Origin of the sequence: Brevibacterium sp. SMBL_HHYL_HB1 (assembly GCF_018208375.1) — a bacterium.
Taxonomy (GTDB): domain Bacteria; phylum Actinomycetota; class Actinomycetes; order Actinomycetales; family Brevibacteriaceae; genus Brevibacterium; species Brevibacterium intestinavium.
Window position 1 is genome coordinate 852,422 of record NZ_CP062936.1, and the last position, 26,416, is coordinate 878,837.

Annotated in this window: 28 protein-coding genes and 1 tRNA gene; 23 read left to right on the plus strand and 6 right to left on the minus strand. The window is 66.5% G+C overall.

Annotation, left to right across the window (positions count from 1 at the left end; translation table 11 throughout):
• Positions 1–22: 22 nt before the first annotated feature.
• From ehuA to ehuB, 4 genes are read right to left on the minus strand one after another with little or no spacing between them, the layout of a single operon-like run.
• Positions 23–844 carry an ectoine/hydroxyectoine ABC transporter ATP-binding protein EhuA gene (ehuA, locus tag IG171_RS04055; protein WP_212130062.1) on the minus strand — a complete coding sequence of 274 codons (822 nt, stop codon included), beginning with the start codon at positions 842–844 and terminating at the stop codon, positions 23–25.
• Positions 831–1,487 (minus strand): ectoine/hydroxyectoine ABC transporter permease subunit EhuD, encoded by a 657-nt coding sequence (gene ehuD, locus IG171_RS04060; RefSeq protein WP_212130064.1) that lies wholly within the window; start codon positions 1,485–1,487, stop codon positions 831–833. Before ehuD ends, ehuA begins: the two co-directional genes overlap by 14 nt.
• Positions 1,487–2,299: an ectoine/hydroxyectoine ABC transporter permease subunit EhuC gene (ehuC, locus tag IG171_RS04065; protein ID WP_212130066.1), complete on the minus strand. Its 813-nt coding sequence runs from the start codon at positions 2,297–2,299 to the stop codon at positions 1,487–1,489. The genes ehuD and ehuC overlap by 1 nt, the downstream gene beginning before the upstream one ends.
• 15 nt (positions 2,300–2,314) lie before the next feature.
• On the minus strand, positions 2,315–3,193 hold the full coding sequence (gene ehuB / locus IG171_RS04070) for an ectoine/hydroxyectoine ABC transporter substrate-binding protein EhuB (RefSeq protein WP_212130068.1): 879 nt from the start codon (positions 3,191–3,193) through the stop codon (positions 2,315–2,317).
• A 116-nt stretch (positions 3,194–3,309) separates the two neighbouring features.
• On the opposite strand from ehuB, the gene IG171_RS04075 reads away from it, so the two are divergent.
• The 7 genes from IG171_RS04075 (at position 3,310) to IG171_RS19000 (ending at position 8,563) form a co-directional block, all read left to right on the plus strand.
• Positions 3,310–4,068, plus strand: a complete 759-nt coding sequence (locus tag IG171_RS04075; RefSeq protein ID WP_212130070.1) for a GntR family transcriptional regulator — start codon at positions 3,310–3,312, stop codon at positions 4,066–4,068.
• Between the two features lie 59 nt (positions 4,069–4,127).
• Positions 4,128–4,637 carry a pantetheine-phosphate adenylyltransferase gene (gene coaD, locus IG171_RS04080; protein ID WP_212130072.1) on the plus strand — a complete coding sequence of 170 codons (510 nt, stop codon included), beginning with the start codon at positions 4,128–4,130 and terminating at the stop codon, positions 4,635–4,637.
• Between the two features lie 3 nt (positions 4,638–4,640).
• A complete protein-coding gene (locus tag IG171_RS04085) occupies positions 4,641–5,828 on the plus strand; it encodes an MFS transporter (protein ID WP_212130074.1) in 1,188 nt (395 codons plus the stop codon).
• Between the two features lie 74 nt (positions 5,829–5,902).
• A complete protein-coding gene (locus IG171_RS04090) occupies positions 5,903–6,463 on the plus strand; it encodes a DUF177 domain-containing protein (protein ID WP_249204038.1) in 561 nt (186 codons plus the stop codon).
• A gap of 2 nt (positions 6,464–6,465) precedes the next feature.
• Complete coding sequence (gene rpmF, locus IG171_RS04095) at positions 6,466–6,669, plus strand: 50S ribosomal protein L32 (RefSeq protein WP_212130076.1); 204 nt, start codon at positions 6,466–6,468, stop codon at positions 6,667–6,669.
• Positions 6,670–6,673: 4 nt separating this feature from the next.
• Positions 6,674–7,378, plus strand: coding sequence for a ribonuclease III (gene rnc / locus IG171_RS04100; protein WP_212130078.1), 705 nt, complete (start codon positions 6,674–6,676; stop codon positions 7,376–7,378).
• Between the two features lie 33 nt (positions 7,379–7,411).
• Positions 7,412–8,563 (plus strand): DNA-formamidopyrimidine glycosylase family protein, encoded by a 1,152-nt coding sequence (locus IG171_RS19000; RefSeq protein WP_249204039.1) that lies wholly within the window; start codon positions 7,412–7,414, stop codon positions 8,561–8,563.
• Positions 8,564–8,678: 115 nt separating this feature from the next.
• Here IG171_RS19000 and IG171_RS04115 read toward each other — a convergent pair whose 3' ends face one another.
• Positions 8,679–9,587 carry a CorA family divalent cation transporter gene (locus tag IG171_RS04115; protein ID WP_212130080.1) on the minus strand — a complete coding sequence of 303 codons (909 nt, stop codon included), beginning with the start codon at positions 9,585–9,587 and terminating at the stop codon, positions 8,679–8,681.
• A gap of 231 nt (positions 9,588–9,818) precedes the next feature.
• Positions 9,819–9,891 (minus strand) — tRNA-Asn (locus tag IG171_RS04120).
• A gap of 71 nt (positions 9,892–9,962) precedes the next feature.
• Between IG171_RS04120 and IG171_RS04125 the strand changes: the two genes are divergently transcribed.
• From IG171_RS04125 to IG171_RS04200, 16 genes are all read left to right on the plus strand, one after another.
• The gene (locus tag IG171_RS04125) at positions 9,963–13,595 is read left to right on the plus strand and encodes an AAA family ATPase (protein ID WP_249204040.1); all 3,633 of its coding nucleotides are present in this window, start codon (positions 9,963–9,965) and stop codon (positions 13,593–13,595) included.
• 239 nt (positions 13,596–13,834) lie between these two features.
• Positions 13,835–14,236, plus strand: a complete 402-nt coding sequence (locus tag IG171_RS04130) for a hypothetical protein (protein ID WP_212130083.1) — start codon at positions 13,835–13,837, stop codon at positions 14,234–14,236.
• Between the two features lie 162 nt (positions 14,237–14,398).
• Positions 14,399–15,541 (plus strand): signal recognition particle-docking protein FtsY, encoded by a 1,143-nt coding sequence (gene ftsY, locus IG171_RS04135; protein ID WP_212130085.1) that lies wholly within the window; start codon positions 14,399–14,401, stop codon positions 15,539–15,541.
• A 210-nt stretch (positions 15,542–15,751) separates the two neighbouring features.
• Positions 15,752–16,972: an ammonium transporter gene (locus IG171_RS04140; protein ID WP_212130087.1), complete on the plus strand. Its 1,221-nt coding sequence runs from the start codon at positions 15,752–15,754 to the stop codon at positions 16,970–16,972.
• Between the two features lie 322 nt (positions 16,973–17,294).
• Positions 17,295–18,911 (plus strand): signal recognition particle protein, encoded by a 1,617-nt coding sequence (gene ffh, locus IG171_RS04145; protein ID WP_212131524.1) that lies wholly within the window; start codon positions 17,295–17,297, stop codon positions 18,909–18,911.
• A gap of 157 nt (positions 18,912–19,068) precedes the next feature.
• On the plus strand, positions 19,069–19,491 hold the full coding sequence (rpsP, locus tag IG171_RS04150; RefSeq protein WP_212130089.1) for a 30S ribosomal protein S16: 423 nt from the start codon (positions 19,069–19,071) through the stop codon (positions 19,489–19,491).
• 1 nt (position 19,492) lies between these two features.
• Positions 19,493–19,723 carry an RNA-binding protein gene (locus tag IG171_RS04155; RefSeq protein WP_212130091.1) on the plus strand — a complete coding sequence of 77 codons (231 nt, stop codon included), beginning with the start codon at positions 19,493–19,495 and terminating at the stop codon, positions 19,721–19,723.
• Positions 19,724–19,860: 137 nt separating this feature from the next.
• Entirely contained in the window at positions 19,861–20,361 is a 501-nt protein-coding gene (rimM, locus tag IG171_RS04160) for a ribosome maturation factor RimM (RefSeq protein WP_212130093.1), read from the plus strand.
• A 101-nt stretch (positions 20,362–20,462) separates the two neighbouring features.
• On the plus strand, positions 20,463–21,275 hold the full coding sequence (gene trmD, locus IG171_RS04165; protein ID WP_212131525.1) for a tRNA (guanosine(37)-N1)-methyltransferase TrmD: 813 nt from the start codon (positions 20,463–20,465) through the stop codon (positions 21,273–21,275).
• A 188-nt stretch (positions 21,276–21,463) separates the two neighbouring features.
• Positions 21,464–21,805: a 50S ribosomal protein L19 gene (rplS, locus tag IG171_RS04170; protein WP_212130095.1), complete on the plus strand. Its 342-nt coding sequence runs from the start codon at positions 21,464–21,466 to the stop codon at positions 21,803–21,805.
• Between the two features lie 31 nt (positions 21,806–21,836).
• The gene (gene lepB / locus IG171_RS04175; protein WP_212130097.1) at positions 21,837–22,460 is read left to right on the plus strand and encodes a signal peptidase I; all 624 of its coding nucleotides are present in this window, start codon (positions 21,837–21,839) and stop codon (positions 22,458–22,460) included.
• Positions 22,461–22,563: 103 nt separating this feature from the next.
• Positions 22,564–23,268, plus strand: coding sequence for a signal peptidase I (lepB, locus tag IG171_RS04180; RefSeq protein WP_212130099.1), 705 nt, complete (start codon positions 22,564–22,566; stop codon positions 23,266–23,268).
• Complete coding sequence (locus IG171_RS04185; protein WP_212130100.1) at positions 23,268–24,020, plus strand: ribonuclease HII; 753 nt, start codon at positions 23,268–23,270, stop codon at positions 24,018–24,020. The genes lepB (IG171_RS04180) and IG171_RS04185 overlap by 1 nt, the downstream gene beginning before the upstream one ends.
• Entirely contained in the window at positions 24,007–24,324 is a 318-nt protein-coding gene (locus IG171_RS04190) for a DUF2469 domain-containing protein (protein ID WP_212130102.1), read from the plus strand. Before IG171_RS04185 ends, IG171_RS04190 begins: the two co-directional genes overlap by 14 nt.
• A gap of 143 nt (positions 24,325–24,467) precedes the next feature.
• Positions 24,468–24,869, plus strand: coding sequence for a YraN family protein (locus tag IG171_RS04195; protein ID WP_212130105.1), 402 nt, complete (start codon positions 24,468–24,470; stop codon positions 24,867–24,869).
• Positions 24,866–26,416: a YifB family Mg chelatase-like AAA ATPase gene (locus IG171_RS04200; protein ID WP_212130107.1), complete on the plus strand. Its 1,551-nt coding sequence runs from the start codon at positions 24,866–24,868 to the stop codon at positions 26,414–26,416. Before IG171_RS04195 ends, IG171_RS04200 begins: the two co-directional genes overlap by 4 nt.

Consider the following 26,416-nt stretch of genomic DNA (forward strand, 5'->3'; position numbering starts at 1 on the left):
CTGCGAAACCGCAGAGAGGCGTTCAGAGCACGCTGGAGAGGAACGAACGGGTGCGCTCGTGGGACGGGTTGTTGAAGATCTGATCCGGCGGACCCTCCTCGAGGACCTGCCCGCCGTCGAACATCATCACCCGGTGGGAGACATCACGGGCGAACTGCATCTCGTGGGTGACCAGCAGCATCGTGATGTCCGTGGTCTCCGCGATGTCGCGCAGCACGGCGAGGACGTCTCCGACGAGCTCCGGGTCGAGTGCCGAGGTGACCTCGTCGAGGAGGAGGATCTCCGGGCTCATCGCCAACGCGCGGGCGATGGCCACACGCTGCTGCTGACCGCCGGAGAGCCGGGTCGGATGCTCATCGGCTTTCTCTGCCAGCCCGACCCTCTCGAGCAGCTCCTTGGCCTCCTTGCTCGCCTCGGCCTTGGACTTGCCGAGCACGTGGACGGGGGCTTCGATGATGTTCTCGAGCACCGTCATGTTCGGGAACAGGTTGAACTGCTGGAAGACCATGCCGATGCGCGTGGTGATCTCACGAGTGCGCTTCTTCGGCAGCTCGACCCGTTTGCCGTCGCGCTGTTCGAAGGTCAGCGGCTGGCCGTCGACGAAGATATAGCCGTTGGTGAGCTCCTCGAGCGTCATCACCAGGCGCAGGATCGTCGTCTTGCCCGAACCGCTGGGCCCGATGAGGGTGACGCGCTCTCCCGGAGCGACCGTGAAGTTGAGATTCTTGAGCACCGTGTTCTTGCCGAAGCTCTTCTCGACATCCTTGAACTCGATGGCCGGATTCGACGATGCCGACGCGGCCGAGGCGTCTGCGGCCGACGGTGTGTTCTCAGTAGGAGGCAAGGCGCTTCTCCAATCGTTGGATGAGCAGGGATGTCGGATAGCTGGCGGCGAGGAAGACGATGCCGGCCAGGGTGAATGCTTCCGTGTAGGCGAACTTCGCGGCGCCGAACTGCTGGGCGGACGTGACGAGTTCGACCACGGAGATCGCGAAGAGGAACGGCGTGTCCTTGAACATGGCCACCGCGTAGTTGCCCAGAGACGGAACCGTCGCACGCAGGGCCTGCGGCAGCACCACTGCGGTGAACTTGCGCACCGGCGGCAGGGACAGGGCAGTGGCGGCCTCATGCTGCCCGGGCGGCACCGCATCGATGCCTGCTCGGTAGCTTTCGGACATGTAGGTCGAATAGTGGATGCCGATGACGATGAAGCCGACGACGAGCGCCGGGATGTTCACGAGTCCGGGGATGCCGGCGAAGATGAAGTAGACGAACATCAGCTGCATGATCAGCGGCGTGTTGCGCACGAAGGCGACCAGCAGCCGGATGAGCCAATTGATCCAGCGCGGCAGTCCGCGGATGGCCACGGCGATGAAGAGCCCGAGGACCACGGCGATGAGGGTGCCGACGCCGGTGGCGATGAGCGTGTTGACGAAACCGCGGAGCAGGATGGGCAGAGCCTCAGCGGCGAATTCCCAATTCCACATCAGAGTCCACCTCCCTGGCCGGGGAAGGGGTTCCTGGCCCGGTCGGCGCCCTCGCCGGCGGCAGAGTGCGAGGCGAGACGGTCCTTGCGGAGGGCATCCTCACGCGCGGCACGGCGAGCCTGTCGTCGGTCGGTTCTGGAGTTCGGGCGCCTGCGTCCCAGACGTGCGGTGGCCCTGCGTTCGAGGAAATTCATGAACTCCTGGAGCAGCCAGGCGATGACGAAGTAGATGATGAGTCCGATGGTGAAGGAGAAATACGTGTCATTCGTCGACTGGCGCAGCTGGTCGATCTTCTCGGTGAGGTCTTGGAGAGTGATGAACGAGACCACGGCAGAGCCCTTGAGCAGCTGGATGAGCAGCGTCGCGAGCGAGGGGATCATCAGGGCCCAGGCCTGCGGGAAGATGACTCGGACCATGCGTCTGGTGGGGGAGAGGCTGAGCGCGATCGCACCTTCCCACTGGCCCTTGTCGACGGTGATGATCGACGACCGGACGACCTCGGCGGAATAGGCGCCATAGTTGAGCGCCAAGGCGCCGATGCCGCAGACCATCGGATCGAGATCGACTCCGAGGAGCGGGAAGACGTAGAAGAGCCAGAACAGCTGGACCAGCAGCGAAGTGCCGCGGAAGAACTCGACGATGATCCTGGCCGGAACCCGCAGCCAGGCGTGGGACGACGTCATCGTCAGGCCGAGGACGAGCGCGATGACGATGGCGCCGATGCTGCCGAGGACGGTGAGGATGATCGTTGTCTGAACTCCCTCCCACAGCTGTGGGAGGAAGTTCAGCAACGTCTGGATGTTATCGGTCATGGTGCGTGCGTCGACTCAGGAGTCAGCGGTGGGCAGCTCGCCCTTGCACAGCTGATCAGTGGTGATCTCGCCGTCGGGGCGCTCTTCCTTCGTGAACCCGTAGTCGCCGACGATGTCGAGGTAGGTGTCCTCGTCGGAGACGATCTTCTCCAGCTCCTCGTTCCAGGCATCGCGGATCTCGTCATCTTCGGTGCGGAAGACGGTGGCGCCGGCACCGATCTGCGGGACGCCGTCGATCTCCTGGACGAAGGACTCGGAGACCTCGACATCGGCGTCCGCGTTGTTCTTCGCCATCCAGTTGAGCGAGATGCCGGTCAGCGCGAAGACATCGGCGCGACCGGTGGTCACTGCGTCCATGCCGTCCTGCGGAGTGCCGACCTGCTGGGAGTCGATGCCGAGGTCCTCGGCGTAGTCTGACTCGATGGCGCCGGTCATGGTGGCGAGCTTGGCGCCCTCCTCCTTGACGTCGTCGAGGTTCTTCATCCCGTTCTGCTCGCCCTTCTTCGTCATCAGGGCGGTGGTGTACATGAACTCGGGATCGCCGAACGCGGCCTGATCGCAGCGTTCCGGCAGGATGGACATTCCTGCGGAGATCGCATCGAAGCGATCAGCGGTGAGTCCCGGGATGAGGGACCCGAACTCGGTGTTCACGCCCTCGACGTCCTCGATGCCGAGCTCCTTGAACACGGCCTTCGCCATCGCCACGGACGCACCCTGGAGCTCTCCGTCCTTCTCGAAGCTGTACGGCGCCTCGCCGGCGAACCCGACGGTGATCTTGCCGTCGTCGATGGCCTTCTGCAGCGTCGACTCGTCCGAGTCGCTTCCACCGCAGGCGCCGAGGGTGAGCGTCAGCGCGAGGATCGATGTCGCGGCGGCCAGTCCTTTGAGTTTCATGTGCTGTTCCTTCCTTGAACGTCGACACATCGTCGTGACGTGCGTCTCCTGGACAGTATTCAATACTGATGTTGTCCGAATGTCACACTGTCTGACAACGTTATATGATCGTAACCGTGACAGATCCGCCAACCTCCGAGCTTCCGGTCCTGCGCAAAGTGGTCCGTTCGTCGACGATCGATCTCATCGCCGACCAGATCCGCAATGCCATCTACAGCGGTTCGCTTGCACCCGGGCAGTCGATCAACGAGGTGCGCACGGCCGAACTCCTCGCTGTGTCCCGGCCGTCGCTGCGTGAGGCCCTGCAGCGGCTGATCAGCGAGGGAGTGATGACACACGCGCCGGGCAGGGGCGTGCATGTACGGCGGATGCGCACAGCCGACATCGATGACATCTACGCCGTGCGCGAGGCGATCGAATCGCAGGCGGTCAGGCTCATCGTCCGGCGCCGGCGCGACACCGCCGATATCTGGCAGGCGCTGAACGAGCTGGAGCGAGCGATCGAGGGCAATGTCGCACGCAGCATCGGCGACGCGGACCTCGCCTTCCACCACTCGCTCGTGGCCTGTTCCGGGTCGAACCGGCTGTTCGACCTGATGAAGGTCTCGATGGTGCACACCCGTCTGCTGTCCCTGTCGGACGAGCGCGGCTACGAGGTCCGATGCGACCTCATCGACAGCCACCGCGAACTCGCCGAGGCGGTGGATTCCGGAGACGAGGCCCGATCGCTCGATCTCCTCGCGCGGATCATGGCCGAGGCCGCTTCCCGACTGCGCAGTCCCGACGAAGGGGTCGAGGCCCAGGTGCTCAAGGGCCGCGACCACGGCGGCGCAGCCGATGACCAGTGGTCCCGGCTGCGGGAAGGCACGCCCTAGGCGCAGCCGGGAAGACGAGTCTGCCCGCATATGAGGTCTCATGCCGATACGATGAGGGCATGAAGGTCGTCTGTCCCGGTTCCTATGACCCGCTCACCATGGGTCATCTCGATATCATCGCCCGCAGTGCGCGTCTGTTCGACGAAGTGGTCGTGGCCGTCGTCCACAACCCCTCGAAGTCCGGTCGCTTCGCCCCCGAGGATCGTGCTGAGCTCATCCGCCTGTCCTTGGACGAGGACGAGCGCACGCGAGGAGCGGAGAACGTGAGCATCGACATCGTCTCCGGCGGGCTCCTCGTCGACTACTGCACCCGCATCGGAGCACCGGCCGTGGTCAAGGGACTGCGCTCGGGCACGGACTTCGCCTACGAGCTGCCGATGGCGCTGATGAACCGCCATCTGTCTGAGCTCGAGACGATCTTCGTCCCCGGCAATCCGGAGTTCGAGCACGTCTCGTCCTCCCTGATCAAGGAAGTCCACGCCGGCGGTGGGGACATCGTGGGCCTCGTGCCCGCAGCGGTGCTCGAAGCGCTCCACGGTCAGGGTGCCGGCTCCGGCGCCGGTGACTGAGGGATGAGCGCAGCCGCTTCTGCCAACCGGGCCTGGTTCCCAGGCCTCGTCTTCCACACCGTCATCGCCCAGGCGACCTACAACGGTGTGCGGGTGCTCATCTCCTATCGCACCCTCGAACTCGGCGGTTCGGGATTCGTCCTCGGACTGATGACCGCCTGCTATTCGCTCGTCCCGCTCTTCCTCGCCCTCTTCATCGGCCGCCTCGTCGATCGCGGATACGCGACCGCGGTGCTGTGGGTCGGCACCGCCTTGTCGATCCTGCCCGTCGCACTCGCCGCGGTCTCGCCGAACCTCGTGGTCCTGCTCATCGCCACGATGAGCCTCGGGCTCGGTCAGATGCTGGCGACCGTGGCCTCCCAGGCGCTCATCCCGCAGAGCTTCCCGGCCTCGAAGATGACCGCGAAGTTCGGTCACCTCACCCTCGGCGTGTCCATCGGGCAGACGATCGGCCTGCCCCTGGCCGGCATGGTCGCCGATGCCACCTCGGGGGATGCGGCGATCACGAACGCTCTGTGGTTCATGACCGCGATCTCCGCGCTGACCCTCGTCGCCGCCGTGGTCGTCATGTTCCGCGGCCGGACCCCGCACGTCTCCCGCGCCGAGGCGGCCGAAGGCGCCCAGACCCCGTGGACGCTGCTGTCGCTGCGGGGAATGAAGCCCGCGATCTTCTCGTCGATGGCGACCCTGGCCGCCGTGGACCTGATGACCGCGTATCTGCCGCTGATCGGTCAGCAGAACGGTCTGTCGGTGACCACGGTGACCTGGCTTCTGACGATGCGGACGCTGGCCTCGGTGATCTCGCGGCTGTTCATCGGCCGCCTCACATCCAGGTGGCGGAATCTGTCCCTGCTGTGGACCGCCTCGGCGCTGGCGGGTGTGAGCGTCATGCTGATCCCGGTCCTGTCCCAGCCGTGGATGCTCGGAGTGCTCCTGACGGTCGCGGGATTCTGCTTCGGCCTGACGCAGCCGCTGACGATGTCGTGGGTCTCGACGCTGGCCGACCCGGCGAATCGGGCCGCGGTGCTGTCCATCCGCTTGGCGGGCAACCGGCTCAGCCAGGTCGCGATCCCCTCGGCCGCCTCGGCGCTGACGATCATCGCCGGATCAGGGATCGTGTTCACCATCGCCGGGGCGCTGCTCGTGCTCGCTGGGGGAGTGACCTGGCGCAACGAACACGAACGATGGTGACCGGGAACACCGCGACCGGCGATCGACTGCGATTGGTAATGACCGCCGATGATGATTAGAATGGTGAGTCGCGTGTGAACGCAGGAGCGACATCCTCAAACGCACCGGGAGGGCAGGGTATGAAGCGAAGTGACTTCGTCTTCGATCTCAGATCGATGGGCCTGCTCGGCAATCCGGGTGAGTGGGAACGGGTGAACACCACCTTGTCGGCTCCAGCGGATCTCAAGATCGAAGTGATCGGGGTTGGTCAAGGTTCACCACTGGCGCTCGAGCTGATGTTCGAGAGCGTGTCGGAGGGGATCTACGTGTCGGGCACTGTCTCGGCGACGGCCCGCGGCGAGGACGCGAGGACGCTCGAACCCATCGAGCTGCCTATAGATGTCGACATCCAGGAGATGTACGTCTATGAGCAGGCCGAAGGCGACGAGGACTCCTACGTCATCGACCGGGATCAGCTCGACCTCGAGCCCGCGATCAGAGACGCCGTCGTGATGGCTCTGCCGTTCAGTCCCTCACAGGATGAGAGCGAGGAGTTCAGCTACACCCTGGGGGAGGACCTCGAGGTCGACGATGACGAATCCGAATCGCCGTTCGCATCATTGAAGAATCTGTTGGATGAGAAGAAAGAGAGCTAGACGTGGCTGTTCCGAAGCGTAAACTGTCGCGCAGCAACACCCGCCACCGTCGTTCGCAGTGGAAGGCCAAGGCGCCGGCCCTGGTCAAGACTGTGGAGAACGGTCGCGTTGTGTACTCGCGCCCCCACCAGGCCAAGGTCGTCGAAGACGCCGCCGGCACCCCGCTGTACCTCGAGTACAAGGGCCGCAAGGTCGCTGACGCCTGAGACTGTGGACACTGACACCACATCAGCACTGAAGAAGAGTCTCGGGATCGACATTGATCCCGAGACTTTTCGTCTCGCGCTCACGCATCGTTCCTTCGCCTTCGAGGCCGGTGGGATCCCCACCAATGAGCGCCTCGAGTTCCTCGGCGATTCCGTGCTCGGCCTCGTGGCCACCGAATCGCTGTTCTACGACAACCCGGATCTGCCGGAGGGCCAGCTGGCCAAGATGCGCTCGGCCGTGGTCAACACGCGCGCTCTGGCGTCGATCGCGCGCCGGCACGGCATCGGCGAGCACATCCTGCTCGGCAAGGGCGAAGAGCTGACCGGCGGCCGGAACAAGGACTCGATTCTCGCCGACACCGTCGAAGCCCTCATCGGCGCGACCTTCGTCTCCCTCGGGCGGGAGGCGGCGTTCGCCTTCGTCCACCGCCTCATCGACGGCATGCTCGAGGACGCGGTCAGCCTCGGTGCGGGGATGGACTTCAAGACCACTCTGCAGGAGGCAGCGGCCGACCTCGAGCTCGGTGCCGTCAGCTACGAGATCACTTCCTCGGGTCCCGATCACGCGATGGTCTTCACGGCCACCGCGCTTCTGGGTGAGAACAGCTGGGGTTCGGGTGACGGGTCCTCGAAGAAGGCCGCCGAAGCCGCCGCCGCGGAGGTCGCCGTCAAAGCCATCCGAACCATCTACCCGGACTACCGACGCTGAGAGTGATCCCGTTGTCGGTGTGCAAGCGGCCCGATGCCTGAGCTGCCAGAGGTCGAAAGCGTCCGCCGCGGCGTCCACGAGTGGACGGCGGACACGACAATCACCGGCGCCGAGGTGCTCGACCCCCGAATCCTGGGCACGACTTCGGCCCGACGCGTCGAGCCGTCCGCCGTCGACGGGTTCGTCTCCGCGGTCACCGGCCACCGGATCATCGGTGCCGAACGCCGAGGGAAGTTCATGTGGCTCAGCCTCGGGCAGGGCCCGGAGCATGCGGGTTCAGGGTCGAGTGAACCGAGTTCGGGCGGAGCACGGGCGTCGGGACGTCCGAGCGAGCCCTCGCCCGAACTCAGCCTGCTCATCCATCTGGGGATGAGCGGTCAGCTGCGCGTCCACAGCGCCGACGACCCGGTCCACCGGCACACGCGTGCCATCCTCCGCCTCGAACCGGCCCGCGACGGGTCGCGGAGCCAAGGGGCGGGAGCCCCGGCTCCACGCGGGTCGGAGAGTGAAGGGGCGGGAGTCCCGGCTCCACAGAGGTCGGAGAGTGAAGGGGCGGGAGTCCCGGCTCCACAGAGGTCGGGCAGTGTGGAGGCTGAGAGCGCCGGCCAGAACGCTGACCGGAGCGCCGGACAGAGTGCCGCGAGGGAACTGCGCTTCGTCGATCAGCGGATCTTCGGCCACCTCGGCGTCCAGCCCCTCATCCACGCCCATGACCGGCTCGTTCCGGCGTCGGCGACTCATATCGCGACCGATCCGCTGGAGCCGACGTTCGAAATCGGTCTCACACTCACCGCCCTGGCGCAGAAGCGCACGGCGATCAAATCCGCACTGCTCGACCAGACGCTGATCAGCGGAATCGGCAACATCTATGCCGACGAGGCACTGTTCCGCGCCGGCGTGCACCCCATGGCCATTCCCGCCCGGACGCGGAAGTCGCGGCTGGCGGCAGTGCTCGAATCGGCCGCCTCGGTGATGGGCGATGCCCTGGCCGTGGGCGGGACGAGCTTCGACTCCCTCTATGTCAATGTCAACGGCGAGTCCGGGTACTTCGACCGGGCGCTGCTCGTCTACGGGCGCGGGGGGCAGGAATGCGTCCGCTGCGGGAATGAGATCCAGCGTCTGAGCGTCGGCGGCCGCGGCACCCATTTCTGTCCCGTGTGTCAGAGGCCGCCGCGGTACCGGTAGTCTCGACGATCCCGCTCGCGATCCGCATCGCTCACCGTTCGCAGCACAGCCCACCGTGGCAACGAGGTGGGGTGCAGCTCAGGGTGAGGGATGCTCGGAGGGACCGGCCGGAGGCTCATGAGGAGCGAGTCAAACGGCGGATGAAGATCAGAGTGGCCACGGTGAGCAGGCTCGGCACAGCCAGTCCGAAGACGATGAAGGCCTGCATCGTGCCCAGGCGATCCAGCATCCACTGGAAGTTCATTCCGAAGAACCCCGTCGCAAGGGTCAGCGGCAGGAAGATCGTGGCCACGAGCGTCAGTCGTTCGGACACGACGCTGTCCTGCTCGTTGAGGACATCGCCGAGCATCGCATACAAGCGGGTGGCCATCGAGTGGTTGGCACCGAAAGCGGCCGCCGCTCGTGCCAGCAGCCGCTGGCGGGCCTCTCCCGACGGTTGGCGGGTCCCTCCCAGCGGCTGATCGTCCTCGCTCAGCAGCTGTGCGAGTTCTTCCTCCGCCGACAGCAGATTCCTCTGCGCCGCCTGGGTCTCACCGATCCGGAAGAGCTCCGCACGCAGCCTGCGCATGGTTCGTCGCTGCGGGGACGAAGCATAGCCGATCGCCTGTGCTTCGAGCTCCTGGCATTGGTCATCGATCTCATCGAGGGCCTCCTCGCAGCGGCGTGCCACGATCACCACGAGCCCGACCAGCACCGTCCAAGCGTCGTCCGAATCGACCCCGAGGTCCGCGGCGATGGTCGCCAGCGCTCGGTCGCTGCCGATGACGAGAACGCCTCCATCGCGGGCATGAACCCGCAGGATGTGCTGCGTTCGCGCCTGGTCGAGGACCATCAGGACGAGGCTGACCTGGTCGTCGACGACAGTCACCGACGGTCGGCGCGGCTCGGAACGAGACTCATGGGCCACGAGACCCAGCACCTCCGAAGCCTCCGCAGCAAGCTCCTCATCACCGGTGGCGGCAAGGACGCACAGTCTTCGCTCCTTGTGCTCTCGCAACGCGGTGATGTCATCGACAACGATCATTCGACAAGCCCTCCCGTCCGTGGCGCCCATCAGGCGCAGAGCCGGTGATGACATCTCACATTACCAACGCGAGCCCGCTGCCGACGCTGTTGCGCCGGCTTCCGACCGCGCGGAGTCCGTCGATTACGGCTCTCTGCGCCTTCGAACGGTCAGGGGTCCTCCGGAGCAAGTCCTTCGGTCACAAGCGGTGAATGAGCTGGGGCCCGTCGCGCACGACAGGGCCCCGTACAGCTCCCCCGGCTGGGCTCGAACCAGCGACCCTTCGATTAACAGTCGAATGCTCTGCCAACTGAGCTACGGGGGAAAGCGGCGCAGTCGCCTGCGCACGAGGAGACACTCTACCAAAAGATTCCGGAACTCGCCGACTCGACGGATATGCTGGTTGTCAATATGCATCTCAAGAGCCTGACACTGCGGGGATTCAAGTCCTTTGCCTCGGCGACGACACTCAGATTCGAGCCGGGCATCACCTGCGTCGTGGGACCCAACGGATCGGGCAAGTCCAATGTCGTCGATGCCCTGTCTTGGGTGATGGGCGAGCAGGGGGCGAAGAACCTGCGCGGCGGGAAGATGGACGACGTCATCTTCGCCGGCACATCGAAGAGGCAGGCACTGGGCCGCGCCGAGGTGGCCCTGACCATCGACAACACCGACGGGGCCATCCCCGTCGACTACACCGAGGTCACGATCTCCCGGACCCTGTTCCGCACCGGCGGGTCCGAGTACGCCGTCAACGGGGCACCGGCCAGGCTGCTGGACATCCAGGAGCTGCTCAACGACTCCGGCCTGGGCAAGGAGATGCACGTCATCGTCGGTCAGGGCCGCCTCGACGCGATCCTCCATGCCGATCCGCTCGAGCGCCGCAGCTTCATCGAAGAGGCCGCCGGCGTGCTCAAGCACCGCAGACGCAAGGACAAAGCGGTGCGCAAGCTCACCGGACTGCAGACGAACCTCGACCGCCTCACCGATCTGAGGAGCGAACTCAATCGGCAGCTGGGACCGCTGGGCCGGCAGGCCGAGGCCGCAGCGAAGGCCGCCACCGTCCAGGCCACGCTGCGCGATGCCACCGCCCGACTGCTCGCCGACGACGCTGTGCGGATGCAGTCCTCGCTGGCCTCGACCACGGAGGGCGAAGACCACGGCGACCGGATCGCCGATCTCGATCACCGTCGCACCCGCGCCGAGGCGAGGCTGAACGAGATCGAGACCCGGCTGTCGTCACTCGACGCCGAACTCGACGCCCAGAGGGCCGCCGAATCCCGGACGCAGACGCAGATCGTGCGCGCCCAGGGGCTGGCCCAGCGGGCCGAGGACAAACGCTCCCACCTGCTCTCGGAGGTCACGAGCCTGGGCCGGCGCGAATCCAAGTCCCCCGAGGAGCTGCGGGCCCAGGCCGAACACTTCGAAGACGAACTCACCGAGGCCAACGCGGCCGTGACCGAGACGAGCGAGGCCCTCGAGGCCAGCCAGCAGCGCAAAGAGGAACTGACACGCAGGCTGCGCACCGCCGAGGAGGAGGTCAAGGCCGCCCAGATCGCGATCACCGAGGCGGTGAAGAACCGTTCGGCACTGGTCTCGAAGCAGACGCAGGCCGCCGAGCGGATCACCGACCTCAAGACCCGCATCGAGGACAATCGCACGGAGATCGAGACGATCCAAGCCCGCATCGCCGAACGCAGGGCCGAACTCGAACAGGCGGAGTCCGGGGTCGAGGACGTCGAAGCCGGCGAAACCGAACTCGACTCCGCCTATGAGGAGGCCAAAGAGGTCCAAGAGGGACTCGAAGCCGAACGGACCGCACTGCAGGAGCAGCAGGCGCAGACGGCGACGGAGCTGTCCTCGGCCAAGGCCCGAGCCGAAGCGCTGAAGCTGGGCACCGCGCTCGAAGCCGACCTCGAGGACATCGTCAACGCGGACCTGCCCGGAGTCGGTGCGGCCGTGACCGAACGGCTGAGCGTGACCACCGGATTCGAGATGGCGGTGGCAGCGGCCCTGTCGACCACGGTCTCGGGCGTCATCGTCGACAGCGGTGAGGTCGCCCTCAGCGTCCTCGACCACCTCGGCGAGGACACGAACGTGTCCCTGACGATCCCGAGCGGTGCCTCCGCCCGCCCGAGCGTGCAGGCAGGTGGCGAGGTCGGGGCTCGGGCCGCTGCGGGCAAGGGCGGGAACGCCTCGGACGCGCTGCCGGACCCGGACGCGCTGCCGGACCCGGCGAGCCTGCCGGGTACCGACGCCGAGGCGGGTTCGCTGAGGTGGCTGCGCGAACTCGTCGACAGCGACGTGCCCGAGCTGCAGAGCCTTCTGACCCAGGCCCTGCACGCGGTCGTCTGCGTCCCCGACGCCCGCACCGGCATGGCACTGACGACGGCGCGACCCGAACTCACCGCCGTCACCGTGCACGGAGAGGTGCTCTCGGCCACCCGCGTCAGCCGCGCCCGCACCGCCTCGGGCACACGCCTGGCCTCACAGACCGCGCTCGAGGACACACAGACGCTGATCGCCGAACTCGAGGGTCGGTCCGAGACCATTGCGTCCGCCCTCGACGAACTCGAACCGCGATTGGCCGCGGCGTCGGCGGAGGCGGCCGCGGCGCTGGAGGCCCTGCATTCCTCGGATGCGAAGATCATGGCCGCCGCCGAGGAGGTCTCGCGCATCACCGGCGAGATCGACTCCTCTCGCACCCGGCTGCAGCGGGCCGAGGACAACGCCACGGAGCTCCAGTCGCGGCTGCAGGCGGCCGAACGCGAGGCCGAGTCCGCGCAGGCGGCGCTGGAGGGCGCCGCCGAGGTCAACGAAGTCGTCGACACCTCGGATCGGGACGCACTCAGCGCCGAGGTCTCCCAGTCCTCCGAAGACCTCGTCGAGGCCCGCATCAGCCACAAGTCCGCGACCGACCGGGCACGGTTCCTCACCGACCGGGTCGAGTCCCTGCTGCGGGCGGCGAAGGCCGAGGAGGCGGCCCGCGAGCAGACCCAGCGGGCGATCGCGCGGAAGAAGCGCGCGGCCGACTCGGCGCGCCTCATCGCCGACACGGCCGGCGAAGCCGTCGCGCTCGCCCAGTCCACGGTGGCCGAATTGGCCGAGACGATCCAGGTCCTCGTCGACGAGCGCGGCGGGCTCCGGGAGGAGAAGAACCGCCTCGGCGAGGAGCTGGGGACGACGCGAAAGGAGCTGCAGAAGCTCAAGGACGCCGCGGCCGAGGTGGAACTGGCCAAAGAGCGGTTCCGGCTCAAGCTCGAGGAGATCGCCCACCGCTCGCAGGAGGAGACGGGGCTGGGCATCGAGCGCCTCATCGATGAATTCGGGCCCCACCTGCCGGTGCCGTCGTTCGAGGAGGGAGCGGAGGATCGGCCCTATGTGCGCTCGGAGGTGGAGAAACGGCAGAAGCAGGCCGCCGCGTCCCTCAAGCGCATCGGCGCGGTCAATCCGCTCGCGCTCGAGGAGTACGAGGCGCTGAAGGAGCGCCACCAGTTCCTCGAGAAGCAGATCGCCGACATCGAGGCCTCCCGGCAGGACCTCATGCAGCTGGTCGAGGAGGTCGATCGGCACGTCGAACGCGTCTTCGCCGACGCCTATGCGGACACGGCCAGGGAGTTCTCCGACATCTTCTCCCGGCTCTTCCCCGGCGGCGAGGGAGCGCTGAGCCTGACCGACCCCGACGACATGCTCACCACCGGCGTCGACGTCCACGCCAGACCGGCGGGTAAGAAGGTCAAACGACTGTCGCTGCTCTCCGGCGGAGAGCGCTCACTGGTGGCCGTGGCCATGCTGGTCGCGATCTTCAAGGCCAGGCCGAGTCCGTTCTACGTCATGGACGAGGTCGAGGCGGCCCTCGATGACCTCAACCTCTCGCGGCTGCTGACCGTGTTCGAGGAGCTGCAGGACTCCTCCCAGCTCATCGTCATCACCCACCAGAAGCGGACCATGGAGATCGCCGATGCCCTCTACGGAGTCACGATGCACGGCGACGGTGTGTCGAAGGTCATCTCGCAGCGCATCCCCTGAGGCTGCGGGCTCGGTGACCGGCATGGTCTCTTGTCCGCAGCAGGGTTCGGCGGGGATGCGCGGGCTGTGACGGAGATGCCCAGAACAGTCCCAGGGAATTCTCCAACTGCCATGCGGCCCCGAAGCACAAATGTCGTGTGCGGGGAATATAGACTTGGCATCAGAGACAGGTATTCGAAGAACGTGAGGAGCGAGACGTCCATGGCCGAGGCTGCTGATCTGCGAGGTGGCTCGAGGGCATGAGTGCGGTACTTGTCATCATCGTCGGACTCGCGATCTCCTTCGCACTGGCTCTCGTCGTCGTCCTTCTGGTGGCTCTGCCCGGTCTGCGTGCAGAAGGGCGGCTGAAATACTCCTCGGACGTGCAGCGGTTCCGGCTGCCTGCGGAATGGACCGGCTACGACGACGAAGTCCACGAGTTCTTCGGCCACGACGACGGCACCTCGCACCTGGCGACCAGGGAGCAGGCGGCGGTGACCGCCATCCGCGACCACTCGTATGTGCTCCGGCCGCAGCCCAGGCGCCATGCCGCCCCCTCACTGATCACTGTGCGACCGCGCACACGCCATTGGAAAATCCCGGAGTCCGGCACTGGCTGGAGGACCACCGCCGGACTGCTCTTCGGCAGTCGCGGTTCCTGACCTGAGACGATCCGGGCCCCGAACGTTCGGGACCCACCCCAGCGGGGACCGCGCCGACTGATTCCGGCGTGCGAACCGACAAGAAGACACCAGCCCGGCGGAATCCGGGAACTCGAGTGCCACCGGCCAGCCCGCGGGTGCTCAAAGGAGGACGGAAGAACAATGGATCAGCCGATCATCTTGCTCATCGTCGCGGCAATCGTATTCATTCTCGTCGTTGCGCTGGGCATCAGCCTGCGCGTCAACGCGCAGAAGAAGGGCCTGCGCGACAAGCACAGCATCGATGCCGATGTCACCGGTGAGCTCAGCATCGATGAGGTCACCGAGGCGGTCGAGGAGGAGAAGGCCGAGGCTCGCGGCTCCGAAGTGCCCACGGAGCCGGCCAGCCGGCTGGTGCGCCTGCGTGAGCGGCTCGCGAAGTCGAACACCGGCCTCGGGCGGGGACTGCTCAACCTCCTGTCGCGTGACAACCTCGACGAATCGACGTGGGAGGAGATCGAGGACACCCTGATCCTCGCCGATGTCGGAGTCGATCCGACCACCGAACTCGTCGATCGGCTGCGCGAACGCGTCAAGGTGCTCGGCACCAGAGATCCCGAAGAGGTGCGCGGGCTGCTGCGAGAAGAGCTCATCACCCTCGTCGATCCGACCATGGACCGGTCGCTGGCCTCCACCGGAGCCGGAGACGACCCCGCCGTCATCCTCGTCGTCGGCGTCAACGGCTCCGGGAAGACGACGACGGTGGGCAAGATCGCGCGTGTGCTCGTAGCCGAGGACAAGACCGTCCTGCTCGGAGCCGCGGACACCTTCCGCGCCGCTGCCGCCGAACAGCTGGCCACCTGGGGCGATCGCGTCGGGGTCGAAACCGTCCGGAAGGAAGAGGGCGCCGATCCCGCCTCGGTGGCCTATTCCGCGGTGGAGAGGGGCCAGACCGACGGCGCCGACGTCGTGCTCGTCGACACGGCCGGCCGCCTGCAGAACAAGGTCGGCCTCATGGACGAACTCGGCAAGGTCAAGCGCGTGGCCACCCGCCCGCTGGGGGAGGGCCACGACATCGACGAGGTGCTCCTCGTCCTCGACGCCACCACCGGGCAGAACGGCATGCAGCAGGCGAAGGTCTTCGCCGAGGCGGTCGACATCACCGGAATCGTGCTCACGAAGCTCGACGGCACCGCCAAGGGCGGCATCGTCGTGGCCGTCCAGCGCGAGCTCGGAGTGCCGGTCAAGCTCATCGGACTGGGCGAAGGCGCCGACGACCTCGCGCCCTTCACCGCCGAAGGCTTCGTCGACGCACTCCTCGACTGACCGGGCCCTGCTCGGCTCGTCTGACTGAGCTCTGCTCGAGTCACTGAGCTGTGCCCGACTGATTTCGCCGGGTCCCACCCACGTATCTGCCGGGTGAGACCCGGCTTGTCACATTGCGGAAACATTATCGACTCATCGCTGTGACATGCGTCATGGAGACTGTGTCTGCCCGGTTCGATCCGGAACCGACTTCGACAGATAAGAGACGACATGGAACTCGATGCAGTGAATGTATGGATGATGGTCGCCGCGGGGCTGGTGCTGCTCATGACCCCCGGTGTGGCGTTCTTCTACGGAGGAATGACCCGAATCACCTCGGCGATCAACATGATGATGATGGTCTTCTCCGCGATGGCCGTCGGTGGGCTCGTCTGGGTCCTCTACGGGTACGGACTGAGCTCCGGTGACTCGATCGCGCAGATCGTCGGCAATCCGATGTCCCAACTCGGGCTCACCGGCGCCGTCGCGAACGATCCCGAAACCCTCATCTCGATCGGCTACGGTTCGACCTTCGCGATGATCGCCATCGCGCTCATCGCCGGCGCTGTCGCCGACCGCGCGAAATTCTCCACATGGCTGGTCTTCTCAGCCGCCTGGGTGACCCTCGTGTACTGCCCGCTGGCATTCATGGTCTGGGGCGACGGACTGCTCAGCGAATCGGGCGCGATCGGCAGCCTGTTCGGCCCGGCCATCGACTTCGCCGGCGGCACGGTCGTCCACATCAATGCCGGCATCTCGGCGCTCGTGCTCGTCGTCATCATGGGCCGTCGTGCCCGCTTCTCGACCCCGCACAAGCCGCACAACATTCCGATCACGGTGCTCGGAACCGCCCTGCTGTGGTTCGGCTGGTTCGGCTTCAACGGCGGCGCGGCCTCCACGATCGAGCAGGGCGGCCTCATCTGGATCAACACCCTGGCCGCGCCGGCCGCCGGCATGATCACCTGGATCATGATCGAGCGCCTGCGGGCATCGCGGCCGAGCAGCATCGGCAGCGTCTCGGGGGCGATCGCCGGTCTCGTCGCGATCACTCCGGCATGCGCGAACGTCGACCCCTATGCGGCCGTCCTCATCGGCGTCGCGGCAGGTGCGGGAGCGTTCTTCGCCGTCGAGGCGAAGAACCGCCTGCGCTATGACGATGCGCTCGACGTCGTGGCCGTCCACCTCGTCGCCGGCATCATCGGCACCGTGATGATCGGATTCTTCGCCTTCCCGCACGAGGACGGACCCGCCGGACTCCTCTACGGAGGCGGCTTCGAACTCCTCATCGCTCAGGTCCTCGCCTGTCTCGTGGCCATCGTCTTCGCCGGCCTCGTCACGCTCGCCATATCGCTGGTCCTGCGGTCGACGATGGGTCTGCGGATCGACCCGAGGGAGGAGCTCGAGGGAATCGACACCTTCGAACACGCGGAACAGGCCTACTCGTTCCGGTGACGACGGCATCACCCGCCGGCGGCGTCTTCTCCTGCAGCTGCCGGCGCCGCCCACTGCTGGCTGAGCATCTGTCGCCGTTGCTCTCATCACCTCCCGCTGCAGCACGCGGGCATGAGAGCAGCGGTGACGGATGCTCTTCTGCGTCGCAGCCACGGGGCCCACAGCAGCGGGGCGCGGCGGCAGCGGGGGCGCACGTCCGTCGGGGCACGGCAGCCTCGGGGAGGGATCTCACGGGGCATTCCCAGTGGTCGCGGTTTCAGCCGGGCACGGGTGAGTTGCTAGTCTAGAGAGTCGACCGAACCATCGTGAAGAAGGCTTGTACGTGTTTAACTCCCTGTCCGACAGGCTCACCGCGACTTTCAAGAATCTGCGCGGCAAGGGCCGGCTGTCCGAAGCCGACGTCGATGCCACCATCCGTGAGATCAGACGTGCCCTGCTCGATGCCGACGTCGCTCTGCCTGTCGTGCGCGCCTTCACCGGCCGGATCCGCGAACGGGCACTGTCCGAGGAGGTCTCGGCCGCGCTCAACCCCGGCCAGCAGGTCGTCAAGATCGTCAATGACGAACTCGTCGGCATCCTCGGCGGCCAGACCAGGCGGCTCAACCTGGCCAAGCGCCCGCCGACGGTGATCATGCTCGCCGGCCTCCAGGGCGCCGGTAAGACGACCTTGGCCGGAAAGCTCGCCCACTGGCTGAAGTCCGAGGGCCACCGTCCGATGCTCGTCGCCGCCGACCTGCAGCGACCCAACGCGGTCAACCAGCTCCAGATCGTCGGCGAACGCGCCGCCGCCTACGTCTACGCCCCGGAGCCGGGCAACGGCGTGGGCGATCCGATCCAGGTCGCCACCGACTCGATCGAGGTCGCGAAGTCGAAGCTGCATGACGTCGTCATCGTCGACACCGCCGGTCGACTCGGCATCGATGAAGAGCTCATGAAGCAGGCCGCGGACATCCGCAGCGCGGTCAACCCGGACGAGGTCCTCTTCGTCATCGACGCCATGATCGGTCAGGACGCGGTGAAGACCGCCGAGGCGTTCCTCGACGGCGTCGACTTCACCGGTGTCGTGCTCTCGAAGCTCGACGGCGACTCCCGCGGTGGTGCCGCCCTGTCCGTCGCCGAGGTGACCGGCAAGCCGATCATGTTCGCCTCGACCGGCGAGTCGATAAAGGACTTCGAGCAGTTCCATCCCGACCGGATGGCCGACCGGATCCTCGACATGGGTGACATCCTCACCCTCATCGAGCAGGCCGAGAAGAACTTCGATGAGAAGGAGACCGAGAAGCTCAAGAAGAAGGTCGAAGCCGGCGAGGACTTCGACCTCAACGACTTCCTCACGCAGATGGCGGGCCTGAAGAAGATGGGCTCGATGAAGAAGATGCTGGGCATGATGCCCGGGATGAGCCAGTACAAGGATCAGCTGGAGAACTTCGACGAGCGTGAGGTCGACCGGGTCGAAGCGATTGTGAGATCGATGACACCGACCGAGCGGTCGAACCCGAAGATCCTCAACGGCTCCCGCCGCGCCCGCATCGCCAAGGGTGCCGGCACCACGGTCACCGCGGTCAACCAGCTCATGGAGCGCTTCACCCAGGCGCAGAAGATGATGCGACAGATGACCCGCGGCGGCGGAATGCCCGGCGGCGGAATGCCCGGTGGCGGCGGCATGCCGCAGATGCCCGGAATGGGCGGAATGCCCGGTGGCGCCGGGGGCCGCAAGAAGAAGGGCGGGGGGAAGAAGAAGGGCCGCAAGGGCGGTCAGTCCGGCAACCCGGCCAAGCGGGCGCAGGAGGCCAAGGAGCTGGCGGACAAGAGGGCCGGCAAGACCAAGGATCCGGTCGGCTCGGCGTTCGGCGGCGTCGACCTGGGCAAGGACGAGGAATTCGATCCGGCGAACCTGCCGAAGGGCTTCGGCGGAATCTTCCCAGGTGGCAAGAAGTAGCGCCGTCTGGCACAATTGACTCCTGTACTTTTGCTCTCGGTGCGTGCCCTCTCAACCGTGCCGAAGCGATAGTCCGAGCCACGGCTTCCAACAGGTCAACCCCACGACTGTCTTGGATCAGCTGTGCACACAGAACACAAAAGGAGACACCACTAAAGTGGCAGTCAAGATTCGTCTGACCCGCATGGGCAAGATCCGTGCACCCTTCTACCGCGTTGTCGTCATGGATTCGCGCACGCGTCGCGACGGCAAGGCAAAAGAGCAGATCGGCATCTACCACCCGACGCGTGAGCCGTCGGTCGTGGAGATCGACTCCGAGCGCGCTCAGTACTGGCTCTCGGTCGGCGCCCAGCCCACCGACCAGGTGCGTGCGCTGCTGAAGCTCACCGGTGACTGGCAGAAGTTCACCGGCGAGGGCGAAGCGGTCAACACCGTCAAGCCGCAGCAGGAGAAGGAGGCCTACGTGGCTCCCACCGCCGATTCGGTGATCAAGGAAGCCATCACCCAGAAGGGCGGCAAGGCCGACAGCTCAGCCGAGGCTCCTGCCGAGGATGCCGCTGAGGAAAGCGCTGAATCCTGAGATGTTGGCTGATTCGCTCGAGCATCTGGTCCGCGGAATCGTCGATCACGCCGACGACGTCTCCGTTCGCTCGTGGTCGACGCACCGCGGAACGACCCTCGAGGTCCGGGTCCACCCCGACGACCTCGGACGGGTCATCGGTCGTGCAGGCAGGACCGCCAAGTCCCTGCGCACCGTGATGAACTCGCTGGCCGGCCGCGAGTCGGTGCGAGTGGACCTCATCGAGGGCTGAGACCGACTTCCGAGAGGGGATGCAGTGCATTGGCGCTGCATCCCCTCTCGTGCATTCACCCGCCGGACGCCGACTACACTGGAGTCCGGACGACAGCGGCAGGGGGCGACCGACCTCCACGATCGACAAGGAGCAGAATGGACACGGTGATCGCCAGGCTCGGCAAGCCGCATGGGATCAAAGGCGAGTTCACCGTCGAGGTGCGCACCGACCGCCCCGAGGACCGACTCACCCCCGGGACGAGCTTCGCCACCGACCCGGACATCGGTGCGCTCACGCTGAAGTCGGCGAGGTGGCACCGGGACCGTCTGCTCCTGGCCTTCGACGAGGTCCCCGATCGCAACCGTGCCGAGGAGATCCGCAATACGCTCATCCTCGCCGAGCAGGACGAGGAGGACGAGGACCCCGACGCCTGGTACCTCGACGACTTGATCGGTCTGAAGGTCTATGAGGACGACGCGCTCGTCGGTGAGATCGTCGACGTCACCAACGGCGTCGCGCAGGACCTGCTGCATATGAAGCACACGCTCGGGCACGAGGTGCTCATCCCGTTCGTCACCGAGATCGTGCCCGAGGTCGACATCGAAGCCGGTCGCCTCGAGGTCACCCCACCGGCCGGTCTCTTCGACGCCGAATGATCCGCCGTTCGATGACCGAGCAGAACCCCAAGAGCAGCGATGACACCCCCGCCGAGGCGGGGCTCGGTGAAGCGACCCCCGCCGAGGCGAGACGTGCGCAGATGGCCATCGACGTCGTCTCGATCTTCCCCGACTACCTCGCCGGTCTGCAGCTGTCGCTGATCGGCAAGGCCGTCGACCGCGGACAGCTGAGCCTGAACGTCCACGATCTGCGCGACTTCACCTTCGACCGGCACAACACCGTCGACGACTCGCCCTACGGTGGGGGAGCGGGCATGGTGATGAAGGCCGAACCCTGGGCGCTGGCCCTCGAACACATCCTCACCGACCGCGCCGGGGACTTCGCGCAGATCGCCGATTCTGCCGACCGCCGCGCCGAGGCGACCGACGACCCCGACGGCGCCAAGCCGACGCTCATCGTGCCCAGTCCTGCCGGAGCCGTGTTCGACCAGCGCATCGCCGAGGACCTCGCCGGAGCCGATCACCTGGTGTTCGCCTGCGGCCGCTACGAAGGCATCGACCAAAGGGTCATCGACTGGGCCGGTGAGCACTTCGACCTGCGACCGATGAGCATCGGCGACTACGTCCTCAACGGCGGCGAGGTCGCCTCGATGGTGATGATCGAGGCCATCACCCGACTCATCCCCGGAGTCATCGGCAACCCCGAATCTCTGACCGAGGAGAGCCACGAAGACGGTCTGCTCGAATACCCGATCTACACGAAACCGGCCCGCTGGCGCGGACGCGAGGTGCCCGAGATCCTGCTCAGCGGCAACCATGCGGCGATCGCGCGGTGGCGACGTGACCGACGTCTCGAGCGCACCGCCGAGGTCAGACCGGACCTGCTCGCCCGGCTCACGGAGCTCAGCGAGGAGGACCGAGCCGTGCTCGAGCGGTTTGAGTCCCAGGACTGAACCGTGGCAGAATGAAACGTCGCGTTTGTTGGTCCTCACCTGCTTCAGGGGGATGAGGGCCCACAGCGAACCGCCGGATCCGAACCGACGGTTTCCGGGGAGAGATCCCGACAGACGATCCAGTCACCGATCAACCGGTCCGATATGCGTGTCCTCGACCTGAAGCTGGGGCCACAGGAGAAACCACCATGCAGAAGCTCGATGTTGTTGATGCAGCCTCGCTGAAGTCCGACGTTCCCGAATTCCGCGCCGGCGACACCCTCGACGTTCACGTCAAGGTGATCGAGGGCTCGCGCTCGCGTATCCAGGTGTTCCGGGGAATCGTCATCCGCCGCCAGGGCGACGGAGTCCGCGAGACCTTCACCGTCCGTAAGATCAGCTTCGGCGTCGGTGTGGAGCGCACCTTCCCGGTGCACTCGCCCAACGTCGACAAGATCGAGGTGCTCGCTCGCGGTGATGTCCGTCGTGCGAAGCTCTACTACCTGCGCGAACTGCGCGGCAAGGCTGCTCGCATCCGCGAAAAGGCCTGATTTGGCCGGCACCGTGGGAGACGATCACACCGTGCCGAACAGACATGAAGACGCGACCTTCGGGTCGCGTCTTCTGTGTTCGGCCCGGTTCTGGAAGACGATCGGGGCCATCGCGATCCTCATCGTCCTCCTCGGCGGGTCGATCCGCGGGTTCGTCATCCAACGCTTCACCATTCCCAGCGCCTCGATGGAGCCGACCCTCGACGTCGACGACTCGATCACGGTGTGGCGACCGGATGCGCTGAGCGGTGACATCCAGCGCGGCGACATCGTCGTCTTCGACGGCCGCGGTTCCTTCATCGACGACGCGCTGCCGTCCCCGCTGCAGAAGATGGGCTCCTGGGTCGGGCTCGGCCCCCGCGACGTCTACTACGTCAAACGGGTGATCGCCGTCGGCGGTGACACCCTGCAATGCTGCGACGGCCAGGGCCGCCTCCTGCTCAACGACGAGCCCCTGAACGAGGACTATGCCCCCGACCCCGCCTCGGCGGTGGAGTTCTCCGTCGAAGTCCCCGCCGGCACGATGTGGGTGATGGGCGACAATCGCAACGACTCCGCCGACTCCCGCTCCCTGCTGGGCCGCCCCGGCGGGGGATTCATCCCCATCGACCGGGTCATCGGCACCGTGATCGGGCACGGCTCCTCGATCGACTGAGCGTTCGCACGGAACCCCGCGCAGGCTGAGCGCTCCAGCAGGTTCGTGCTGGTACGCTCATTGCAGTCCCTAGCGGAACCCGTTCCGAAGTGAAAGCGAATGAATGTCCAGCGAATCTGAAGCTTCCCCGCCTCCCGCCTCGAAGCGGTTCGCCCGCGGGCTGCTCGAGACGCTGGCGATCATCGTCATCGCCCTGCTCATCTCGACGGCGCTGAAGACCTGGGTCGTCCGTTCGTTCTACATCCCCTCGGAATCCATGATGGACACCCTGCGGGTCGACGACCGGGTGCTGGTCAACCAGCTGGCGCCGCGTTTCGGACCGCCCGAGCGCGGCGACATCGTCGTCTTCGACGACCCCGACCACTGGCTCTCGGCCGCCGAGACCTCGCAGTACACGCCCGACCCGGTCCTCGAATTCATCGGCCTGGCGCCCTCGGACGCCGGCAACCAGCTCATCAAGCGCGTCATCGGCGTCGGCGGTGACACCGTCGAATGCTGCGACGGGCAGGGTCACCTCAAGGTCAACGGCGAAGCCATCGACGAAACCTACCTCGATCCCGGCACCGCGCCCTCGGAGGTCGAATTCGACGTCACCGTGCCCGAGGGCCACTACTGGGTGATGGGCGACAACCGCAGCAACTCCGCCGACTCCCGCTACCATATGGACTCCGACCCCTTCGTCTCAGACGATGACCTGGTCGGCACCGTGTTCCTCATCAACTGGCCATTCAAGCACTTCAGCTGGATGTCCACCCCCGAAGACGTCTTCGCCGACGTGCCCGCACCCGAAGGGATCACCGGGAACTGATGGGTGTGCGGGGACTTACCGATCTCAGCGTCGAACACGGGCTGCTGAGCGAAGGCTTCGATTTCGTCATCGGCGTCGACGAGGTCGGCCGGGGTGCCCTGGCCGGACCCGTCAGCGTCGGTGTGGCCCTGTTCGACCTCCGCCGGGTCACCGCCGCCGAGGTGCCCGCCGGCATCCATGACTCGAAGCAGCTGACCGCGCGCACCCGGCAGGAAGCCACCGACCGGGTGCGATCCTGGGCGAGTGCCGCCACGGTGGGATCGACGAGCCCGGGCGAACTCGACGACATCGGCATGACGATGGCGCTGAATCTGGCGGGACGGCGCGCCATGATCGAGATGCTCACGGGTCTGGGCTCCGGGGCGGCCGCCTCGGCGGGGGTGTTCCCCGAACGGACGATGGTCCTGCTCGACGGTCGGCACGATTGGCTCTCGGCCCCACTCACCCTCGACTGCCTGGGGATATTCGGTGACTGCAGCGAGCTCGAACTGCCGCCGGTGCGCACTGTGATCAGAGGGGACGGCTCCGTGCCCACGATCGCGGCGGCGAGCATCGTGGCGAAAGTCCGACGCGACGAGGCGATGATCGCACTGGCGGAGGACCATCCGCACTATGGTTGGGAATCGAACGTCGGATACGGGACGGCGAAGCACCGGCAGGGCATCGTCGACTTCGGTCCCAGCATCCACCACCGGAGAAGCTTCCGCTTGCACGCGGTCTCAGAAGGGAGGGCATGTCATGAGCGCCGATGATCTGGACGACTACGAAGCTCAGCTCGAGCTCCAGCTGTACAAGGAATACCGTGACGTCGTCGGAGTCTTCGCCTATGTCGTCGAGACCGAACGCCGCTTCTACCTGGCCAACCACGTCGATCTCAAGGCCCACAACGACGCCGGTGACGTGTACTTCGAACTGACCCTGCGCGATGCGTGGGTGTGGGACAGCTACCGGTCGGCCCGGTTCATCAAGACCGTGCATGTGCTGACGTTCAAGGATGTCAACATCGAGGAGATCGCCAAATCCGATCTCGAACCGCCGACGGCGATCAGCGGCTGAACGGGCGGGCACCCACTCGGGCGCCTCCCGCTGTGGATGAGCCGCCCACTTCGACGTGATCGGCCTGTGGACGGCGGGCCGCCGTCCACAGGCGACGAATCCGCTCTTCCCACCGCCGATCCGGTCGTGGTCATCTGGCCGACATGGGACAGAGACGAACGACGGGCCGCACACGCAGCACCCAGGGCCTGCGCAGACAGGCCCTGGGCGGCAGGGGCGAGGACCTGGCGGCGGCGTTCTTGGAAGACGCCGGGCTGGTCATCATCGAACGCAACTTCAGATGCCCCCGCGGGGAACTCGACATCATCGCCCGAGACGGTGAGACCGCGGTCTTCGTCGAGGTCAAGACCCGCCGGACCGCGGCCCTCGGGTCTCCGCTGGAGGCCGTGACCCGGACGAAGCTCGCCCGCATCCGCATGCTGGCCGGCATCTGGCTGTCCGGCCAGCCCGAGTTCTACCCCGCCACCCGCATCGACGCCGTGGGCATCATCACCGAACCGCGGCTGCAGTACTTCCACTGCCCGAACATCCAGGTCGACTCATGAGCGAGGAGACCATCGGCCACGCCATCGGACGGGCCTCGGCCGTCGCACTGTGGGGCCTGGGCGGAAAGATCGTGTCCATCGAGGCCGGCGTCAGCGCCGGACTGCCCGGCATCGACATCGTCGGGCTGCCCGACACCTCGGTCAGCGAGTCCCGAAAACGCCTGCGCGCCGCCCTGGCCTACCTCGGCACCCCTGTGGCGACCCAACATCTGACGATCAACCTGACTCCGGGCACCGTGCCGAAGGTCGGAACCGGATTCGACCTCGGCATCGCCGTCGCCGTGCTCAGAGCCCTCGGCCTGATCGACAACGACGACACCGCCGACGTCATCCACTGCGGAGAGATCGGACTCGACGGCAGGATCCGACCCGTGACCGGAGTGCTGCCGGTCCTGCACACCGGCATGCAGGCCGGCTTCGACCGCTTCGTCGTGCCCATCGGCAACGCCTCCGAGGCCTCGCTGCTGGGCAGGGCCCGGATCCTGGCCGTGGCCTCACTGGCCGAACTCGTCAACGGCTACGGCGGATCGATGGCCGTGCCGCCGCTGCCGGCGGTGCTCGAGATGGACCGGCCGGTTCCCGTCGCAACCGAACTGCACGACCTCGGAGAGGTCCAGGGCCAGACCGAGGGCCGGTTCGGACTCGAAGTCGCCGCCGCCGGCGGTCACAACCTGCTGCTGCGCGGGACCCCGGGAGCCGGGAAGACGCTGCTGGCCCAATGCCTGCCGGGCATCCTTCCGCCCCTGGACGACGACGAGGCCGTCGAGGTCGCCACGGTGCGGTCCCTGCGCGGAGAGCTCGACGGCAGCGACGGCCTCGACCACCGACCGCCGTTCGAGGCACCGCACCACCGCAGCACCGCCTCGGCGCTGATCGGCGGTCGACGACCCGGCACGGTCGGCATCCTCAGCCGAGCCCACCGCGGGGTGCTGTTCATGGACGAAGCCCCCGAGTTCTCCCGGGACGTGCTCGAGGCGCTGCGGCAGCCGATGGAGGCCCGCCGCATCCATATCCACCGCGCCTGGGGATCCATGGTGCTGCCGGCCTCCTTCCAACTCGTCATGGCCGCCAACCCCTGCCCCTGCGGCGTCGGGATGGCCGGGGCCGGGACCGACTGCCGATGCACACCATTGGACAAACGCCGCTACCGCAGCCGTCTGTCAGGGCCGCTGCTCGACCGGGTCGACCTGCAGCTCGAACTGCTGCCGGTCTCTCCGGCCGATCTCCGCCTCGGCCGGGCGCAGGAGACCAGTGAGAGCGTGGCCGCCCGTGTCCGCGAGGCCCGCAGGCGGCAGGCCGAACGCTTCGCGGACTGTCGGTGGCGACTCAACGCCGAGGCCCCGGGCGCCTGGCTGCGCGATCACTTCGCGCTGACCCCGGCAGTCCTGTCCGACCTCGACCGGGCCCTCGACACGGGACGGATCACGATGCGCGGTTACGACCGGGTGCTGCGGGTGGCGACCACGTTGGCCGACCTCGGCGGGAAGACCGGACCCGACCCGGACACGATGAGAACGGCACTGGCACTGAGGACACAGGAGACATGA

Bases quoted from the DNA above. Each gene is read 5' to 3' on its own strand.
- ehuD (WP_212130064.1), bottom strand. From the start codon at position 1,487: ATGTGGAATTGGGAATTCGCCGCTGAGGCTCTGCCCATCCTGCTCCGC.
- ehuC (WP_212130066.1), bottom strand. From the start codon at position 2,299: ATGACCGATAACATCCAGACGTTGCTGAACTTCCTCCCACAGCTGTGG.
- ehuB (WP_212130068.1), bottom strand. From the start codon at position 3,193: ATGAAACTCAAAGGACTGGCCGCCGCGACATCGATCCTCGCGCTGACG.
- coaD (WP_212130072.1), top strand. From the start codon at position 4,128: ATGAAGGTCGTCTGTCCCGGTTCCTATGACCCGCTCACCATGGGTCAT.
- IG171_RS04085 (WP_212130074.1), top strand. From the start codon at position 4,641: ATGAGCGCAGCCGCTTCTGCCAACCGGGCCTGGTTCCCAGGCCTCGTC.
- IG171_RS19000 (WP_249204039.1), top strand. From the start codon at position 7,412: ATGCCTGAGCTGCCAGAGGTCGAAAGCGTCCGCCGCGGCGTCCACGAG.
- IG171_RS04115 (WP_212130080.1), bottom strand. From the start codon at position 9,587: ATGATCGTTGTCGATGACATCACCGCGTTGCGAGAGCACAAGGAGCGA.
- IG171_RS04125 (WP_249204040.1), top strand. From the start codon at position 9,963: ATGCTGGTTGTCAATATGCATCTCAAGAGCCTGACACTGCGGGGATTC.
- IG171_RS04130 (WP_212130083.1), top strand. From the start codon at position 13,835: ATGAGTGCGGTACTTGTCATCATCGTCGGACTCGCGATCTCCTTCGCA.
- ftsY (WP_212130085.1), top strand. From the start codon at position 14,399: ATGGATCAGCCGATCATCTTGCTCATCGTCGCGGCAATCGTATTCATT.
- IG171_RS04140 (WP_212130087.1), top strand. From the start codon at position 15,752: ATGGAACTCGATGCAGTGAATGTATGGATGATGGTCGCCGCGGGGCTG.
- IG171_RS04155 (WP_212130091.1), top strand. From the start codon at position 19,493: ATGTTGGCTGATTCGCTCGAGCATCTGGTCCGCGGAATCGTCGATCAC.
- rimM (WP_212130093.1), top strand. From the start codon at position 19,861: ATGGACACGGTGATCGCCAGGCTCGGCAAGCCGCATGGGATCAAAGGC.
- trmD (WP_212131525.1), top strand. From the start codon at position 20,463: ATGGCCATCGACGTCGTCTCGATCTTCCCCGACTACCTCGCCGGTCTG.
- rplS (WP_212130095.1), top strand. From the start codon at position 21,464: ATGCAGAAGCTCGATGTTGTTGATGCAGCCTCGCTGAAGTCCGACGTT.
- lepB (WP_212130099.1), top strand. From the start codon at position 22,564: ATGTCCAGCGAATCTGAAGCTTCCCCGCCTCCCGCCTCGAAGCGGTTC.
- IG171_RS04185 (WP_212130100.1), top strand. From the start codon at position 23,268: ATGGGTGTGCGGGGACTTACCGATCTCAGCGTCGAACACGGGCTGCTG.
- IG171_RS04190 (WP_212130102.1), top strand. From the start codon at position 24,007: ATGAGCGCCGATGATCTGGACGACTACGAAGCTCAGCTCGAGCTCCAG.
- IG171_RS04195 (WP_212130105.1), top strand. From the start codon at position 24,468: ATGGGACAGAGACGAACGACGGGCCGCACACGCAGCACCCAGGGCCTG.
- IG171_RS04200 (WP_212130107.1), top strand. From the start codon at position 24,866: ATGAGCGAGGAGACCATCGGCCACGCCATCGGACGGGCCTCGGCCGTC.